Raw genomic sequence first — 15,869 nt, 5'->3', positions numbered from 1 at the left:
GGGCGGCTGCTCCAGCGTGCGCTCTGACCAGCCGGCCGTGTGGCCATCAGCCGGATCGTCGCGGTCGTGGACCACGGTCGCGGAATCGCCGGTCGGACGCTCGTAATCGCGGGCCGGGCGCCGGTTGCGCACCGGTCGGCCGAAGGTCCGCTCGACCACCCGCCTGCGCGGCAGCACCTGGAACCCCGTCGCGTCGTCGCTGCGGCGGACGATCTCCACGACCGACCGGAACCTCTCCGAGGCCCAGGCCGGGGGCCGGTTGCCGACCCGGTCGGGGTAGCCGGCATCGGCCCGGACCAGGCCGATGGACGGGAAGGCCGCGGCCGGCCGCTCCAGCACGCGGCGCCCGCCGGGACGGTCCTCCGAGGCGGAGGTCACCGCGACCACGAGGGCCGGCCCGAGCGTATCGGTGATCAGGTGGCGCTTGCGGCCGGTGGTCCTCTTGCCCGCGTCGAATCCGCGCTCGGCACCGCCTTCGCCGGACTTGACCGACCGGGCGTCGGGTACCGCGGTCCAGCCGACGGCCGCACGCCGCCGGACAGGCCGGTCAGCGGTGTGCCGAGCGTCGGGGAACGGGGCCGCCGGGTCGGCGACGACCGCGCCGTTCACGACCTCCGCCGCCGGGCCCACCGGGCTTCTCCGCAGCAGGAACCGCCGGAAGCCGCCCCTACCCCGCCCCCCGCTAGGGACGTCCGGGCCGTCGCGTGGCCGGTCTCGGGCGGCCGCGCGGTGCCCCGGGGCGAACAGGCACAAGGTGCTGACATGGATCATCTTCGGAGGGTGATCGACAGGTGCGATGTGCCCGCGTGCCCTGCGAGGGCGCGCGCCTCGGCCGGGCGCACGGCCAGCACGAGCAGCGGGCCGGCCGACGCGGCGCCCGAAGCCCCGGCCTCCTCGACGGCGACCACCGGGCGGTCCTCGACGACGGTCCGCGCGGGCGGCGCCTCGCCGCCGAGGGGCGCGGCGCCGCCGCCCGCGGCCGCCAGCACGTCGACCCTGCTGCCCGGGTGCACCAGGCCGTCGGGGAGCGTGCCGGTCGGCCGCACCGGGGCCGCCACCAGACCCGGGTCACGCCCGTGTGCGGGAGGCCCGGCGATGCGCGCGCGGGTGAGGACCTCGCCGCGGGTGACGGGGCCGGTGAGCGAGCGCCCGAGCGGGTCGTCGTGCGGGCGCAGCGCGTGCTCGGGCACCGCCGCCGGCGGCAGGGCCCGCACTGCGAGGTCGCCGGGCGCCAAGGGGGAGAGCGCGTCGAGCCGCCGTGCGGCCACGAGCACCTCGGTGGCGGGTGCCGGCGGCGGCCGCAGCAGCAGCACTGCGCCTGTCAGCGCGAGCGCGGCGCAGAGAGCGCCCAGGGGTCGGCGCAGGCGGGCGAGCGCGCGCAGCGGTGCGCTCGCGGATCCGCGCCCGCTCACCGCGCCGCCCCTGCGGGCGAGGGCACGGAGCCGGGCGGGCAGAGATGCGGAGCGAGCGGGGGCGGGACCACGTGGGGGTCCGGGACCGGAGTGCGGGCGGAGCGTGCGGTGAACACAACGGCGGCGTGCATGCCCGTACGGTAGGCCGCCGGTCGCCGACCGTGCCGCCGCCGTCCACAGGCGCCGCGGGTGGGTTTGCGCCAGGGGGCCCGGGCGCCGCGGTCGGCGTCCATGTTCCCGGCCGGGAGCGGGGCGGGGCCGCTCGGGCCGTCGCCGCCCTCGCGGCCTCGGCGGCCCCGGAGCGCACGAGCGGCGTGTGCGGCGGTCGGGCGGCGCTACCGCGGACGGGAACGGCCGCGCGGCGTCCTCGCCGCCGGCCGGCCGTCCTTCGGGACCCCGGCGACGGGCGGGAGCGCGTATGACCGGCCGCGGCGGAACCGCCCGCCGGCCGTGGCGGAATCAGCCGGGCGCCGGAGGCCGGGCGGGTGCCGGGACCCGCCTCAGCTGCTCGCGGAGGTGGAGGAGGCGCCGGATCCGGCGGGGGCCTTGCTCTCCTTGGCGCCGGAGGAGTCCGACTTCGCCGAGGAGGAGTCCGATCCGGACGACGATCCGGAGGACGAACCGGAGTCCGATCCGGAGGACGCCGACTCGCTCTTCGCGGTGGCGCCGGACTCGCCGTTCGCGCTCGCGCCGGAGGCCGCCGTGGACGACCGGTCCGGGGAGGCGCTGCTGTCGGTGCGGTAGAAGCCCGATCCCTTGAAGACGATGCCCACCGCTGAGTACACCTTGCGCAGCCGGCCCTGGCACTCGGGGCAGACGGTGAGCGAGTCGTCGCTGAAGCTCTGCACGACCTCCATCTGGGAGCCGCACTCGGTGCATGCGTACTGGTACGTCGGCACTGGGTCCTCCTATTGGCACTCTCACCCGTCGACTGCCAAATATTACGCGGTCCGGCAGCACAGCCGCGACATCGGGGGTGCGGCGCCGTCGAGATCGCCTGCGATCACGCTGCCGTCATGCTCGAACGCCGCGGGCCCGGCGGGTGTTCCCCCAGTACAGGGCGGCCGCGTCCGCCGTCAGGCCGCCGGCAGCAGGCGCATCCCCCCGCTCGGCGTCACCACCCCGTCCACCGGCCGGTCGTGCGGCTCGGCCGGGACCGACTCCACCAGCTCTGTGTCGTAAATCACCGCCAGCGTGCGGGTGTGCGGACCCACCCGGGCCAGCGCCCGGTCGTAGCACCCGGCGCCCCGCCCCAACCGCAGCCCGCGGCCGTCCACCGCCAGCGCCGGGCACACGACCGCCGCCGCCCGGCGGACCGCATCGGGCCCGTAGCGGCGCCCCGTCGGTTCCAGCAGCCCGTACCGCGCCTCGGCCAGGCTGTCGGGCCCGTCGTAGGCGGCCCAGTCGAGCTCGCCGCTGTCGAGGAACACCGGCAGAAGTACGTAGGTGCCGCGCTTCCACAGCGCCGCGATCAGCTTGCGGGTGTCGGGCTCGGTACCCACCGCGTAGTAGGCGGCCACCGTCCCGCCCGTCGTGAGCAGCGGCTCCGCCGCCAGCGCGTCGCGGATCGCCGACCCGGCCGCGCTCCGCTCGTACTCGGGCATGGACCGCCGCGCCGCGGCGATCCGCCGGCGCATCTCCTGCTTGGTCTCCTGTGCGCTCACGAGACAGCAGTCTTCCAGCTCGTGCGGTCGGCGGTGGCGCCCGGGAGCGCCCGGCCGCCACCGCCGCCGACACGGGCTCCGGCGCCTCCGGCCGTTCGGCCGCACAGGCCCACGCGTGCCGGACGCCGCGCACCCGGGCGGTGTCCTAAAGTGCCGACATGACAGATACAGAACGCCGCCCCGGCGTCGCGAAGGCCGTCGTGCCCGCGGCCGGACTGGGCACCCGGTTCCTCCCGGCCACCAAGGCGACACCCAAGGAGATGCTGCCCATCGTCGACAAACCGGCGATCCAGTACGTCGTCGAGGAGGCCGTCGCCGCCGGACTCGACGACGTCCTGATGGTCACCGGCCGCTCCAAGCGCTCGATCGAGGACCATTTCGACCGCGCCTACGAGCTGGAGGAGGCGCTGCGGGCCAAGAGCGACACCCAGCGGCTGCACGCCGTGCGCGAGTCCAGCGAGCTGGCGCAGGTCCACTACGTCCGCCAGGGCGAGCCCCGCGGCCTGGGCCACGCCGTGCTGTGCGCCTCCGCCCACGTCGGCGACGAGCCGTTCGCGGTGCTGCTCGGCGACGACCTCATCGGCCCCCGCGAGGCCCTGCTGCGGCGCATGATCCAGGTCCGCGAGACTTACGGGGGCAGCGTCGTCGCCCTCATGGAGGTCGAGCCCGAGCAGGTCTCCCTCTACGGCTGCGCCGCCATCGAGCCCACCGGCGAGGACGACGTCGTCACCGTCACCGACCTCGTCGAGAAGCCGGCCGCCGACCAGGCGCCCAGCCGCTGGGCGATCATCGGCCGCTACATCTGCGACCCCGCCGTCTTCGACGTGCTGCGCGAGACCCCTCCCGGCCGCGGCGGCGAGATCCAGCTGACCGACGCGCTGCTGGAGCTCGCCCAGCGCAAGCCCGCCGACGGCGGCCCCGTGCACGGCGTGCTCTTCCGCGGTCAGCGCTACGACACCGGCAACAAGGCCGACTACCTGCGCACTGTGGTGGAATTCGCATGTGAGCGCCCGGACCTGGCCGCGGACCTGCTGCCGTGGCTGCGCGACTTCGTCGACCGGCACACCGCCGCCGGCGGCGACTCCTGAACACGCCTCCACCGCCTCCGCCCCCAGCACGCCCGAGGGCGGCCCAGCCGAACAGTGGGTGAGGAAATGAAGACCGTCGAGCAGCACATCCGCGACGTCCTGGACCTGGTCGAGCCGCTCGAACCCATCGAGCTGGACCTGCTGCGCGCCCACGGCGGCGTGCTCGCCGAGGCCGTATCCTCCGCCGTCTCACTGCCCCAGTTCGACAACTCCTCCATGGACGGCTACGCGGTCGCCGCCGACGACCTCGCCGGCGCCTCCGCGCAGGAGCCGGTACGCCTTCCCGTGGTGGCCGACATCCCCGCCGGCGACGTGGCGGCCACCGCCGTGCGCCGCGGGCACTGCGCGCGCATCATGACCGGAGCGCCGCTGCCGCGCGGCGCCGACGCGGTGGTCCCCGTCGAGTGGACCGACGGCGGTCTGGCGACCGTCGCCGTCGACCGCCCGGTCCAGCCGGGCAACGCCATCCGGCGGGTCGGCGAGGACGTCGAGAAGGGCACCACCGTTCTGCGGCCGGGCGTGCGCCTGGGGGCGGGGGAGCTCGCGGTGGCGGCCGCGGTCGGCCGCGGAACGGTGCCGGTGCACCCCCGGCCACGCGTGGTGGTGCTCTCCACCGGCGCCGAACTGGTCGAGCCGGGATCGGCGATCGGCCCGGGCCAGATCTGGGAGTCCAACAGCTACATGCTGACGGCGGCGGCGCTGGACGCAGGGTGCTCGGCGGTCCGCCGGGGCTTCGTCGGCGACGACCCGGCCACCGTCCTGGAGACCGTCGAGGACGTGCTCGTGCAGGCCGACATCGTGCTGACCACCGGCGGCGTCAGCATGGGCGTCTACGACGTGGTCAAGGAGGTGCTGTCGCGGCTGGGCACGGTGAGCTTCGACAAGGTCGCCATGCAGCCGGGGATGCCGCAGGGAGCCGGCACCGTCGGCGAGTCCGCCACCCCGATCCTGACTCTGCCCGGGAACCCGGTCAGCTCCTACGTGTCCTTCCAGCTGTTCGTGCGGCCGGTGCTGCGCCGGCTGCGGGGGCTGGCGCCCGACCCCCTCCCGGCCGTGCACGCCCGGCTCACGGCGCCGGTGCCGCACTCGCCCAAGGGCCGGCGCTCCTACCTGCGGGCGGTGCTGGAGTACGACGGCTCGGCAGGACCCACCCCCTACACCGCCCAGCCCGCCACCCGGCAGGGGTCTCACCAGCTCTCGGCGCTTGCGGAGGCCAACGCGCTGGTCGTGGTCCCCGAAGCGGTCACCGAGCTGGAGGAGGGCAGCGTGGTGGAGGTCCTGCGCCTGCCCGAGGCATTCTGACCGCAGCCACCGGACCCCGCTGAGGAGGAGGAACACCATGTCAGAGGCCCATCCTTCGGGGCTGAGCCACCTGGACTCCGCGGGCGCGGCCCGGATGGTCGACGTGTCGGCCAAGGACGTCAGCGCCCGCACCGCCACCGCCGCCGGCCGTGTCCTGCTGTCGGCCGAGACCGTCGCCGCGCTGCGCGGCGAGGGCGTGCCCAAGGGCGACGCGCTGGCCGTTGCGCGGCTGGCGGGCATCCAGGGGGCAAAGCGGACCCCCGACCTCGTCCCGTTGTGCCACCCCATCGCGGTCCACGGCGTCGACGTCGACCTCAAGGTCGCCGACGAGGGCGTGCTCATCAGCGCGACGGTGCGCACCGCCGACCGCACCGGAGTGGAGATGGAGGCGCTCACCTGCGTGATGACCGCTGCGCTGGGCCTGGTCGACATGGTCAAGGCGATCGACCCCGAGGCCGTGGTCACCGACGTCCGGGTGGAGGAGAAGACCGGCGGCAAGACCGGGCACTGGAGGCGGTCGCGGTGAGTACAGGGCACGACGCGGAGAGCCCCGCGGACGGCGGAACCACCGCGCGCTACCGGGTCGCGGCGATCACCGCCTCCAACCGGGCCGCCGCCGGCACCTACTCCGACCGCTCGGGCCGTGTGCTGTACGAGGAGCTCACCCGCGTGGACGGCGTCGCCGCCGTCGAGGGGCCCTGGGTGGTCCCCGACGGCCCTCCGGTCGGCGACGCCCTACTGCGTGCCGCGCGCGAAGGCTGCGACGCGGCGGTCACCACGGGCGGCACCGGGCTCAGCCCCACCGACGCCACCCCGGAGGCCACGCGCTCGCTGCTGGCCTTCGAGATCCCCGGAATCGCCGAGGCGCTGCGCGAGACCGGCCGGGCCAAGGGCGTCGCCTCGGCCGTCCTCTCCCGCGGCGTGGCCGGGGTCGTCGAATACAGCGGGCGGCGGATGCTGGTGGTCAACCTGCCCGGTTCCAGCGGCGGCGTGCGCGACGGAATGGCCGTGCTCGGCCCGATCCTGGCCCACGCCCTCGACCAGATCGGCGGCGGCGACCACCCGCGGTCGGCAGGCTGACGCCGGTCCTGCGGTGGTGGAATACTGGAGGAAAGCGACGGGGGCGCCACGCGTTCCCGGCCCGTCGAGACACGGGAGCACAGAACGCACCCGCCGGCCGGCCACGGGGTGCCGGAGGCGCCGGAAGGACGCGACGTGAATCGGATCCGCGGCTGGCCGATCACCCTTCATGAGGGCCCGATCGGCCTGCGCCCGCTGCGGCTGCGCGACGCGGGCGCACTGCGTGAGACGCGTACCCGCAACGCCGACTGGCTGCGTCCGTGGGAGCCCACCTACCCCGAGATGCCGCTGAAGACGACGGGCCTCTCGCCGTACGTGGCGATGCTGCAGGCGATCCGCCGCGAAGCCCGCCACGGGGTCTCGATGCCGTGGGCGATCACCTATGACGGCGTTTTCGCCGGGCAGCTCACGGTCAGCGCGATGGTGTGGGGATCGGCGCGCTCGGCCCAGGTGGGCTACTGGATCGACCGGGCCTGCGCCGGGCGCGGCATCACGCCCACCGCGGTCGCGCTGGCCGTCGACCACTCGTTCTTCACCGTGGGCCTGCACCGGATCGAGGCCAGCATCCGGCCCGAGAACCAGGCGAGCCGGCGGGTGGTCGAGAAGTTGGGCTTCCGCGAGGAGGGACTGCGCAGGCGCCAGTTGCACATCGACGGCGCGTGGCGGGACCACGTCAGCTACGCGCTGACCATCGAGGACGTGCCCGGCGGGCTGCTCGCGCGGTGGCGCCGCCGCGGCCGGGTCGCCGGCTCCGACAGCACCGCCGGCGGGGCGCCCTAGGCGTGTGCGACGGGTCCGTCCGTAGCGGGCGGCGTGCTCGGGTGCGCCCCGCGCCCCAGGCGCGAAGCGCCGTTCTCCGGGCGCGGGGCGCTGCGAATGGGACCGGCGCCGCGCTCGCGAGACCGTGCAAGGAGCCGGGGCGGGTCCCCCGCCGACCGACGGGAACGCGGCGGGAGTGGTGCCGGGGCGCCGCGCCGTAGCACAGCGACCCGTCGGACACCCTCTAGCATCCCGCGGCGGCTCCGCGCGGTCGGGGGCCGGTCACGGCCAGATGCGCACGGTTAAATCGGTGTCAGCACACCGCTGTTCGCGGGATAATCGCCGATACCCGGCCGCAATCCCGCCGGCGGTGCGGACGATGCTGCCGCGATCCGCAGGCGAGCCCGGGTATCGGTCGGCCGCCGCGGCATCGGATATCCGGTGGTGTATGCGGCGGCCGGTAAATCCCGTGGCGCCTCGCGCCTCTATCGGGGTAGCGGGTGGCGGAAGGAATGCCCGTGGCGCGCAGCGCCTCCCATCGGGGTGGCGGCGCGTGGCGGGCGGGAAGAGGAAAGACTGTAATCTCACGACACTCCGGTCCGAATACTGCGCATTTATGGACACCTGGTCGTACCGTGCGGAACGTAGACGCACTAACGATGCAGGCAACACGTACATATGGCGCATGGGGGACGGCGAATGACGAGGGGCACGATGAACGGCTCAAGCGCCGGATCGTGACCTCGGGGCGGCCCGCCGACGGGTCGCCGCCCGGCATGGGCCATGAACGGGCATCGTCGCCGGAGCGTCTGGGACTGTCCGGTGGTCGGCGGTACGAGGAGGGGTCGTGAGCAGCTCTCCTCTGTATCTCGCCATCGTGGTCGTCTGGCTCATCGTGCTGGTGCCGATGCTGCTGCGCCGCGACTCCGCGGCGCCCTACGAGGACGGCGCCGAACTGGACGCCGACTTCGACGGCGACCTCCGCGAGGATGGGGACGCCGAGGACGCCGACCGCGGCGGAGACGCCGAGGACGCCCGCGCCTTCGACGCGGAGTCCGCCGAGGAGGAGCCCGAGTACGGCGGCCGCGCCGCCGGGGTCGAGCGCGCCTCCGAGCGCGAGGGCCGCCGCGGCGTGCCGGCCGCGCCCGTGCGGGACCGGGACGAGCCGGCCGACCCGGACGAGACCCGCGTGCCGTCGCGGGCGGGCGCCGGGGACCCGGAGGACCCGGAGGACGAGGAGACCGCGATGGAGTCCGGCGCGCCGGCTCCGCGGCCGCGTCCCAGCCGGGCCGCGGTCATCGCCCGGCGCAGGCGCCGCACGAGCGGGCTGACGGCCCTGCTCGCGCTGGCCGGTATCGGTGTCGCCACCGGGCTCGGTCCGTGGTGGGTGCTGGCGCCGCCGGCCGTGCTGCTGCTGGGCCACCTGGCCCTGCTGCGCGAGGCGGCCAAGGCCGACGCCGAGCACCGGGCCGCCCAGGCGCGGCGCCGCCGCCGGGCGGCCGAGGTCCGCCGCGCCCGCGAGGCGGCCGAGGCGGCGCGCGAGGCACAGGTCATCGAGCTGATGAACCGCCGCAAGGAGGTCTACGACCAGTACACCGACGCCCACCAGCGTGCCGCGGGTGACTAGGGGGTTCCCGGCGCCCGCGGCGCTTTCCGGTTCGGCGCACGCCGCTGAAGCTGCTAGCATTTAGAGCGTTGTTCAGGGGCTGTAGCGCAGTCCGGTAGCGCACCTCGTTCGCATCGAGGGGGTCAGGGGTTCGAATCCCCTCAGCTCCACATCCGGGGTCCTGCCCGGGAGCCGGTCCAGGCCGGTGCCGCGGAAGGCCGCCCTGACACCGTTGAAGGCGGGTCCACGTCCCTCGGACGCGGCCCCGCTTTCGTCTTGTGCACACCGTGCCCGCCGTCGGCGCCCGACCGCGGGATCAGCCCGGCGCCTTGGCCGTGCATGGACTGGACCAGCACGTGGTCCGCGATTTCGAGCATCAGCTCGGTGCGCATCCCCAGCTGAGCTGGACGACGAGGCGATCGCGTCTCATGCCCACGGCATGTTGGGAGCCGGCGCTGCCGGGACGCTTCCCGCGTCCGTGCCGTGGCGCTACCGCGTGAACCACCCCGGCGAGGTCCCGCACCCCGGCTCCTACGAGGTGGGGATCGTCGTCAGCGGGCACGTCGAGCACACCGTGCACTACGAACCGGGGCTGTTCGACAGCGGCCGGTGCCTGGGGACCGCGAACGCCGCCGCACCGCGCGGCGACCTCCCCGACTCCGCGCTCGCAGACGCGGCGCGGCACCCGAGCGGGGGAGGCACGACCTGACCCGGTAGGGCGACCGTGCGCCGAACGCGGCGCCCGCCCGAGGGCCGTGGCACGCAGCCGAGGCCCGGGGGTTTTCCGCCGGGGCCTGGCGCCCGGCTTGCCGCGCGCGGCTTCCCCTGCCCGCCTTCGGCCCGCCGGCGCCGGTGTTCCGCGGCCGTGGTCCGGTGGTTCCGGTGCTCGCGCGTGCGGGCGGTGCGTCGCCCGTGCGTCACTGGTGCGTCAGCGCGCGGGCCGGCCCCGGCCGCCTGCAGTCGCCTATGCATCAGTCGGCCCCGGCCGGGGAGCCGGTCTCGCTCGCCTGGATCGCGCTCGCCGCGTTCCTCGGGCCGATGCCGGCGGCGTCGGTGCGCAAGACGCAAGGCCGTCCCCGGCGTCGTCCGGCTGCCGGTGCCGGGCGTGCTGATCGGCCCCGATGCTGGATTCGGCCGGGAGCAGCTCCGGCGTCCTGCTCGTGCGGGACGTGGGGTTCGGGCTGCTGTTCCTGCTCGCCGGGCCGCAGACCGCCCCTCGCTTCCGCGGGCCCGCCAGGGGCGCGCGGCCTGGTCGAGCCGGGGAGCGGGACTCGTGCTCGCGGTGGGTGCGGCCCCGGTCGTCGTCGGCGGCGACGAATCGCGCGTGCCGGTCGTGCTCGGTAGCGCCGCCACATCCACCGCGCTCGGCACCCTGCCGCCGCCCGGCGTCGGCGCGCGCACCCGTGCGCGGATCCGAAGGCGCGCGGGTACGGTCGCGGGAGTGCGGCCGTACCCGCGCACCGTGGCCGGGATTGCCCGCGGATATGTGGTGACCTGGGGAAAATCCGGCACACCCGGGCGCATGAGAGTATTGTGTGGCGCAGGGGGTCCTCCCGCCCCGCTGTCCCTCCGCCGGCGCCGGTGCCGACCGCGGCGGCGCATTGCATTGGCGGCTCCGGCCCATCGCTGAAATGCCCGCTTCCGCCAATGGGTCTTCCTCGTCGGCAATGCGGCGGGCAGGGCCCGGCAATTCTGCGTTGAGCGGGAATTCGCAGGCCGGGGTGGCGGGTCGGCCGCACCGCGTGTTACGCGCGGGCCCGGGTGATGCCGTTCTGCGGTGTCATCAATTCGATACCCTGAGTTCTTCCTGGTCAGCGGCCGCGTGTCGGCGAATCTGCAGGTGGGGGCGGAGATCGGGGAGAACACGGCGCGTGACGACGGTGCCGGGGGTGCCGTGCATTGTTTATGCGCAATTCCGGGGCTTGGAGATATATATCCGGTAGAAGGCTGGTAAACCCCGGTTTGGGGCTTGCGCGAAGTGTGGCCGGGGGCTTATCTTACGTTCCGGGGATGGATGATGATGCAATGGAAAGGTGCACTGTGTTAAGGAAGACCTGCGCGGTCATCGCACTCGCTGTCACCGCGGTTCTCGCGCCTTCGATTCCCGCTGCCACCGCTGACACGGCGGAAGCGGCGGCCGCCAGCTGGAGCTGGCACTAGCGAAGCGCCCCGCCCGCGGGGAGCCGATCGATTCGAGAACGTCGTTTCCCGGCCCGTGCCCCCGGGTCGGGAAACGACGTTCACTCGTGTGCGCCGGGTGCGCGGTGCGCGGTGCGCCGTCCGGCTGCCGCCGCCGCAGTCCCTGCGGTCCCGCCTGCCCGCTCCGGCGCCCGTTCCGGACACGCACGGTGCCGCCCGCGTTGCGGCGGACCGCCGAGCGGGTAGGCAACGGAGAGTGATCCCGGCCCGGCGGCATAAGGACGGCGAGACCCGTGCCCGACAACGCGGAGCGTGGACCCGACCATCCGGCATCCGACCCCCGCCCGCAGTACCGCCGCTATCCGGGCGGCGCTGAGTTCCCGCCCGGCCGCCACGCCCCCGGCGGCTACCACCTGCCCGAGGACGAGGCCGAGCCGGCGCCGCCGACGGAGCCCGCGCTGCCGGGCGAGACCCCGCCCGAGCCCGAAACACCCGCCGGCGGTGCCGAGCAGGAGCCGGCGCCGGTCGCGGCGGAGCGGTTCCGCCGCGCCGAGCCCGCCCGCCGCAAGGCCATCCCGGCCGTCAGGGGCACGAGGCACTGGCGCCTGTGGATCAGCACGGCGCTGTTCGTGATGTTCACCGGAAGCTGGGCCGACTACCTCGCACCGAGCACCCGCGCCCTGTGGCACCTGGCGTTCTGGGGGCTGCTGGGCGCGGCGGCGCTGGTCTCGGTCTACCGCGAGCGCCGCAACGGCTGGGACCCGTCGCCGCGCTGGCACTGGCCCGCGGCTGCGGTGGCGGGGACCATCGCGACCGAGGTGCTGGTGGCCACCGTGGGCTCGACCGCGGTGACGGCCGGATCGGCCGTGGTTCTGGCGCTGGGCGTGTTCCTGGTGCTGATGTTCGGCTGACGCGTCCGGCCGCGTGCGCGGCCGGGGTGCTCCCGGCGGGCGGCCCGGATCAGGTGGCCTCGCTGTCGAAGGGCGGGCGCTTGCCGTTCAGCTGGGCGGCGGGCCGGCTGCGGTCGGCGCCGTCCTCGTCGCCGGACTCCCAGAAGTGCTTCTGCACGAACCGCCGCGGGTTGAGGTCCTCGACGTCGAAGTCCTTGAACTCCGGCCCCAGGCCCTGCTGGATGTCGGTCTTGGCGCTGTCGGCCATGGTGCGCAGCTGCCGCAGAACCCGGCCGATCTGCGCCGCCGCCTTGGGCAGCTGGTCCGGGCCGAAGATCACCAGTGCGAGCACAGCGAGGGCGATGAACTCGCCCGCCCCGATGTTGAACATGCCCGGCTCCTCCGATTGGCCTGTGGTGGTTGCTCCGGCCTCCTAGCAGATTAACCCGTGTCGTCCGCTCCGTGGGCAACGGAGGGCGGCCGGTGGATGACCGCTCGCGCCGCGGGGGCCCGCCGAGAGCCTCCCCCGGCCCTGCCGCCGCGAGAGGACCGGGCGCTAGGGTTGTGGCGGCCTTGCGGGGGTTCGCGGGCGGCAGTGTGGACGGTGGTGGCGTGACGGGAGGACCGGTGGCCGAGAGCGCGCTGCGCGGCTGGGCGCGGAGTATCGTCGGCGGACGCTGGTTCCAGGCCGTGATCATCGGTCTGATCCTGCTGAACGCGGTCGCCCTGGGCCTGGAGACCTACGTCGACGGCCCGCTCGCCGGCGCCGCCGGCCTCCTGGCCGCGGCCGAGGTCGTCTTCGTCGCGATCTTCGCCGCCGAACTGGTGCTCAAGGGCTTCGCCTACGGCCGCGCCTTCTTCCGCGACCCGTGGAACTGGTTCGACATGATCGTGGTCGGTATCGCGCTGGTGCCGGCGTCCTCGGGGTTCTCCGTCCTGCGGATGCTGCGCATCCTGCGGATTCTGCGGCTGGTCAGCGTCGTCCCGCAGATGCGCACCATCGTCACGGCGCTGTTCCGCTCGGTCCCGGGGCTGGGCACCGTGAGCGGGCTGCTGCTGATCATCGTCTACACCGCGGCGGTACTGGGGGAGCGGCTCTTCCACGAGATCGACCCCGAGCACTTCGGCGACCTCGACACCACCCTCTACACGATGTTCGTGCTGCTGACGACCGAGGACTGGCCCGAGGTGGCCCAGCCGGTGCTGGAGCGCGAGCCCGTGGCGTGGGTGTTCTTCGTCGGCTACATCGTGCTGACGGCGTTCATCATGCTCAACGTGGTCATCGGCGTGATCGTCACCGCTCTGGAGCAGGAGGTCAACGCCGAGCGCTGGGAGGAGGACCAGGAGCTTGAGCTGGAGCAGCACCAGTCGGTCATGGACCGGCTGGAGGAGCTGACCGAGCAGGTCGCCCGGCTCAGCGACGAGGTGCGGGTGCTCGGCGGCGTCGAGGGCGGAGGGCGCCGCCGGGACGGTCAGGAGGGCGCCGAGCCCTCCGCGGAGCCCGCCGGAGACGCCGAGCCCGCCCTGGAACCCGACGGAGGGTCCGCGCGGTAGCGGGCGCCGTTCGCGGCCGCGGACCGCGGCGGGACCGCCCCCGCAAACACAGCAGCCCTTCGCCCGAGACCGAGCGAAGGGCCGAGAAAAGATTCAGGCGACGTCAGAGCGCACGCACGTTGGACGCCTGCGGGCCCTTGGGGCCCTGGGTGATCTCGAACTCGACCGACTGGTCCTCTTCCAGGTTCCGGAAGCCGGTACCCGCGATCGCCGAGTAGTGCACGAACACGTCCGGTCCACCGCCCTCAACAGCGATGAAACCGAAACCCTTCTCAGAGTTGAACCACTTCACGGTGCCCTGAGCCATCTGCTCTCCCTTTGGGGACTACTTCGGGGCCGCACCCTGCTGGCCCCGGGTTGCTGAGCGCCCGTCCCCGGGAGTTTCTGCCCAAACGACCAGCGCCCACGTGAAGTTCCGTGAGGCGCCTGGGCCATCAATGGAAACTACAACCGCAACCGGTTCATGAGACTACCAGCCGCATACATGCCGTGCCGAGGCTTTCCGACCCCGGAATCAGTGTTCAAGAACGCGTCATTCGCATGTGCGTTTCCTGTTGATCTTTCGCATGCGGCAGGCTAAGAGCGCCTCGGCGGCGCCCCGGGGCCCCGGGGTCAGTCCCCGCCCCCGTTGCCGTAGATCCAGGTGTCGAACCACATCCGCTGGGCCCAGGCGTCGTAGGTGATCGTCTCGCCGCTGAGCACCGGGTAGAGGTAGGCGAAGTTGGCGACCACCAGCAGCAGCACGACGCCGAAGACCACGCCTCCCGCCACTCTCGCCCACGGCGAGTACTCCGGCCGCGTCTCGCCGGCGCCCAGCACGAGCCCCAGGGCCAGCACGAGCGCCAGCACGAGGAACGGGAGCATCGGCAGGGCGTAGAAGACGAACATGGTCCGGTCCGGGTAGGCGAACCACGGCAGCCACCCCGCGGCCACGCCCAGCAGCACGGCGCCCGCGCGCCAGTCGCGGTAGGTCAGCCACCAGCCCAGCATCACGACCACAGCGGCGATGCCCAGCCACCACACGGCCGGCGTGCCGATGCTCAGCACCGCGGTGGAGCAGTCCGGCCGGCCGCAGGTCGAGGGCTGGTCGTCGTAGTAGAACGCGACCGGCGTGCGCATGATGGGCCACTCCCACGGCTGCGACGCGTAGTCGTGCGGCTTGGAGAGCCCGCTGTGGAAGGAGTACATCTGCTGGTGGTAGTAGGCCAGGCTGCGCAGCCCGTTGACGGGGGCCTGCACGAGCCCCGGCGCGCCCTCCAGCCAGGCGGGCATGTGGGCGGCGCCCCAGCCGCGGCCGTAGCCGCCCGATGTGGCCAACCAGCCGGTCCACGTCGCCAGGTAGGTGACCGCGGCCACGCCCACCGTCTGGAAGAACGCGGGCACGGCATCGAAGACGAACCAGCGCACCGCCGTGCGGTCGTGGCCGGTGCTGCGCCGCGCACCGTAGTCCCACGCCACCGTGAGCAGGCCGAACGCCGCCACGTAGAACAGGGCCGACCACTTGCAGCCCACCGCCATGCCGAGGAACAGCCCCGCGCCGATCCGCCACCAGCGCACACCCAGCCAGTTGACGGCCTGGACGCCCTGCTCGGCCTTGTCGGCCAGCCGCGCCCGGGTGCGGTCGCGGTCGACGACCAGGCACCCGAAGCCCGCCAGGATGAAGAAGGTCAGGAAGATGTCGACCATGGCGATGCGGCTGAGCGTGAAGTGCAGCCCGTCCAGCGCCATGATCAGGCCCGCCGCGGAGCCCAGCAGCCACGACCGCGTCATCCGCTGGGCGATGCGCACCAGCAGCAGCACCGACAGCGCGCCGACGACCGCCGAGGCCAGCCGCCACCCCTCGGGTTCGACCTCGGCGGTGCCCGGCAGCAGGCCCCACACCTGGTCACCGGCCGCGATCAGCCACTTCGCCAGCGGAGGGTGGACCACGAAGTCGGCGCCGCCGCTCCAGATCTGGTCGTTGCCCCGCTCCAGCATCGCGTCGGCGCGTTCGAGGGTCTCGTGCTCGTAGCCGAACACCCACATCGACAGACCGTTCTTGGCGTAGTAGGTCTCGTCGAAGTAGATCTGGCCCGGTCTGCCCAGCCCGATCAGGCGCAGCGCGCCGGCGAACAGGGCGACCGCCACCGCCGCGACCCACCCCGCCCAGGCCGGCTGCGGCATGGGCGGCACCAGGCGGGAGCGGACCGATCCGCGCCAGCTCGGATCGGGATCGACGGAGGCTTCGGGTGCGGTGGTGGTCATGTCGGCTCTTAAGGTTGGGGCACGGGTGGTCGGTCTTCGGGGAGGCCTCACGGCAGGGTGGTGCCGGGCGGTGCCGCGCGGCCGCAGGTGCGCGCCGCGAGCAGGGCGGGCGCCGTGGACCGCCGCCGCGG

15 protein-coding genes, 1 tRNA gene and 1 pseudogene are annotated in these 15,869 nt (G+C 73.9%); 10 read left to right on the top strand and 7 right to left on the bottom strand.

Annotation, left to right across the window (positions count from 1 at the left end):
- Positions 1–147 precede the first annotated feature (147 nt).
- From ABEA15_RS25680 to ABEA15_RS20550, 4 genes and pseudogenes are all read right to left on the bottom strand, one after another.
- A pseudogene (locus ABEA15_RS25680) lies at positions 148–771 on the bottom strand (transposase); the annotation flags it as partial.
- On the bottom strand, positions 768–1,412 hold the full coding sequence (locus ABEA15_RS20560; RefSeq protein ID WP_345558339.1) for an SAF domain-containing protein: 645 nt from the start codon (positions 1,410–1,412) through the stop codon (positions 768–770). The gene ABEA15_RS20560 and the pseudogene ABEA15_RS25680, both read right to left, overlap by 4 nt.
- A gap of 500 nt (positions 1,413–1,912) precedes the next feature.
- Positions 1,913–2,311: an FmdB family zinc ribbon protein gene (locus ABEA15_RS20555; protein WP_345558337.1), complete on the bottom strand. Its 399-nt coding sequence runs from the start codon at positions 2,309–2,311 to the stop codon at positions 1,913–1,915.
- 177 nt (positions 2,312–2,488) lie between these two features.
- A complete protein-coding gene (locus ABEA15_RS20550; RefSeq protein WP_344142028.1) occupies positions 2,489–3,049 on the bottom strand; it encodes a 5-formyltetrahydrofolate cyclo-ligase in 561 nt (186 codons plus the stop codon).
- 185 nt (positions 3,050–3,234) lie between these two features.
- Here ABEA15_RS20550 and galU point away from each other — a divergent pair, with 185 nt between their 5' ends.
- The 9 genes from galU to ABEA15_RS20505 all read left to right on the top strand — a co-directional run bounded on the left by galU (position 3,235) and on the right by ABEA15_RS20505 (position 11,961).
- Positions 3,235–4,164 carry a UTP--glucose-1-phosphate uridylyltransferase GalU gene (gene galU, locus ABEA15_RS20545; RefSeq protein ID WP_344141789.1) on the top strand — a complete coding sequence of 310 codons (930 nt, stop codon included), beginning with the start codon at positions 3,235–3,237 and terminating at the stop codon, positions 4,162–4,164.
- A gap of 66 nt (positions 4,165–4,230) precedes the next feature.
- Positions 4,231–5,466, top strand: a complete 1,236-nt coding sequence (glp, locus tag ABEA15_RS20540) for a molybdotransferase-like divisome protein Glp (protein WP_345558334.1) — start codon at positions 4,231–4,233, stop codon at positions 5,464–5,466.
- A gap of 37 nt (positions 5,467–5,503) precedes the next feature.
- Complete coding sequence (gene moaC, locus ABEA15_RS20535; RefSeq protein ID WP_344141787.1) at positions 5,504–5,992, top strand: cyclic pyranopterin monophosphate synthase MoaC; 489 nt, start codon at positions 5,504–5,506, stop codon at positions 5,990–5,992.
- A complete protein-coding gene (locus ABEA15_RS20530) occupies positions 5,989–6,546 on the top strand; it encodes a MogA/MoaB family molybdenum cofactor biosynthesis protein (RefSeq protein ID WP_386698929.1) in 558 nt (185 codons plus the stop codon). The genes moaC and ABEA15_RS20530 overlap by 4 nt, the downstream gene beginning before the upstream one ends.
- 135 nt (positions 6,547–6,681) lie before the next feature.
- A complete protein-coding gene (locus ABEA15_RS20525; RefSeq protein ID WP_344141786.1) occupies positions 6,682–7,326 on the top strand; it encodes a GNAT family N-acetyltransferase in 645 nt (214 codons plus the stop codon).
- 826 nt (positions 7,327–8,152) lie between these two features.
- On the top strand, positions 8,153–8,932 hold the full coding sequence (gene sepX / locus ABEA15_RS20520) for a divisome protein SepX/GlpR (protein WP_345558332.1): 780 nt from the start codon (positions 8,153–8,155) through the stop codon (positions 8,930–8,932).
- Between the two features lie 75 nt (positions 8,933–9,007).
- A tRNA-Ala gene (locus ABEA15_RS20515) sits at positions 9,008–9,081 on the top strand.
- Positions 9,082–9,350: 269 nt separating this feature from the next.
- Complete coding sequence (locus ABEA15_RS20510) at positions 9,351–9,620, top strand: hypothetical protein (protein WP_345558330.1); 270 nt, start codon at positions 9,351–9,353, stop codon at positions 9,618–9,620.
- A gap of 1,723 nt (positions 9,621–11,343) precedes the next feature.
- Entirely contained in the window at positions 11,344–11,961 is a 618-nt protein-coding gene (locus tag ABEA15_RS20505) for a hypothetical protein (RefSeq protein ID WP_345558328.1), read from the top strand.
- Between the two features lie 49 nt (positions 11,962–12,010).
- Here ABEA15_RS20505 and ABEA15_RS20500 read toward each other — a convergent pair whose 3' ends face one another.
- Positions 12,011–12,331, bottom strand: coding sequence for a sec-independent translocase (locus ABEA15_RS20500; RefSeq protein ID WP_344141779.1), 321 nt, complete (start codon positions 12,329–12,331; stop codon positions 12,011–12,013).
- Between the two features lie 221 nt (positions 12,332–12,552).
- On the opposite strand from ABEA15_RS20500, the gene ABEA15_RS20495 reads away from it, so the two are divergent.
- Entirely contained in the window at positions 12,553–13,494 is a 942-nt protein-coding gene (locus tag ABEA15_RS20495) for an ion transporter (protein WP_386698932.1), read from the top strand.
- Positions 13,495–13,597: 103 nt separating this feature from the next.
- On the opposite strand, the gene ABEA15_RS20490 is transcribed toward ABEA15_RS20495, so the two are convergent.
- Both ABEA15_RS20490 and ABEA15_RS20485 read right to left on the bottom strand, forming a co-directional pair.
- Positions 13,598–13,801, bottom strand: a complete 204-nt coding sequence (locus ABEA15_RS20490) for a cold-shock protein (protein WP_067975405.1) — start codon at positions 13,799–13,801, stop codon at positions 13,598–13,600.
- A gap of 305 nt (positions 13,802–14,106) precedes the next feature.
- The gene (locus ABEA15_RS20485; protein ID WP_344141778.1) at positions 14,107–15,738 is read right to left on the bottom strand and encodes a dolichyl-phosphate-mannose--protein mannosyltransferase; all 1,632 of its coding nucleotides are present in this window, start codon (positions 15,736–15,738) and stop codon (positions 14,107–14,109) included.
- Positions 15,739–15,869: the final 131 nt, after the last annotated feature.

The sequence above is a fragment of the Streptomonospora halophila genome, from assembly GCF_039542725.1.
Classification (GTDB): Bacteria; Actinomycetota; Actinomycetes; order Streptosporangiales; family Streptosporangiaceae; genus Streptomonospora; species Streptomonospora halophila.
Note: the sequence above shows the minus strand (reverse complement) of the source record. Positions and strands in the feature narration are given on the sequence as shown.

Bases quoted from the DNA above. Each gene is read 5' to 3' on its own strand.
- ABEA15_RS20550 (WP_344142028.1), bottom strand. From the start codon at position 3,049: ATGCGCCGGCGGATCGCCGCGGCGCGGCGGTCCATGCCCGAGTACGAG.
- galU (WP_344141789.1), top strand. From the start codon at position 3,235: ATGACAGATACAGAACGCCGCCCCGGCGTCGCGAAGGCCGTCGTGCCC.
- glp (WP_345558334.1), top strand. From the start codon at position 4,231: ATGAAGACCGTCGAGCAGCACATCCGCGACGTCCTGGACCTGGTCGAG.
- moaC (WP_344141787.1), top strand. From the start codon at position 5,504: ATGTCAGAGGCCCATCCTTCGGGGCTGAGCCACCTGGACTCCGCGGGC.
- ABEA15_RS20510 (WP_345558330.1), top strand. From the start codon at position 9,351: ATGTTGGGAGCCGGCGCTGCCGGGACGCTTCCCGCGTCCGTGCCGTGG.
- ABEA15_RS20500 (WP_344141779.1), bottom strand. From the start codon at position 12,331: ATGTTCAACATCGGGGCGGGCGAGTTCATCGCCCTCGCTGTGCTCGCA.
- ABEA15_RS20490 (WP_067975405.1), bottom strand. From the start codon at position 13,801: ATGGCTCAGGGCACCGTGAAGTGGTTCAACTCTGAGAAGGGTTTCGGT.
- ABEA15_RS20485 (WP_344141778.1), bottom strand. From the start codon at position 15,738: ATGACCACCACCGCACCCGAAGCCTCCGTCGATCCCGATCCGAGCTGG.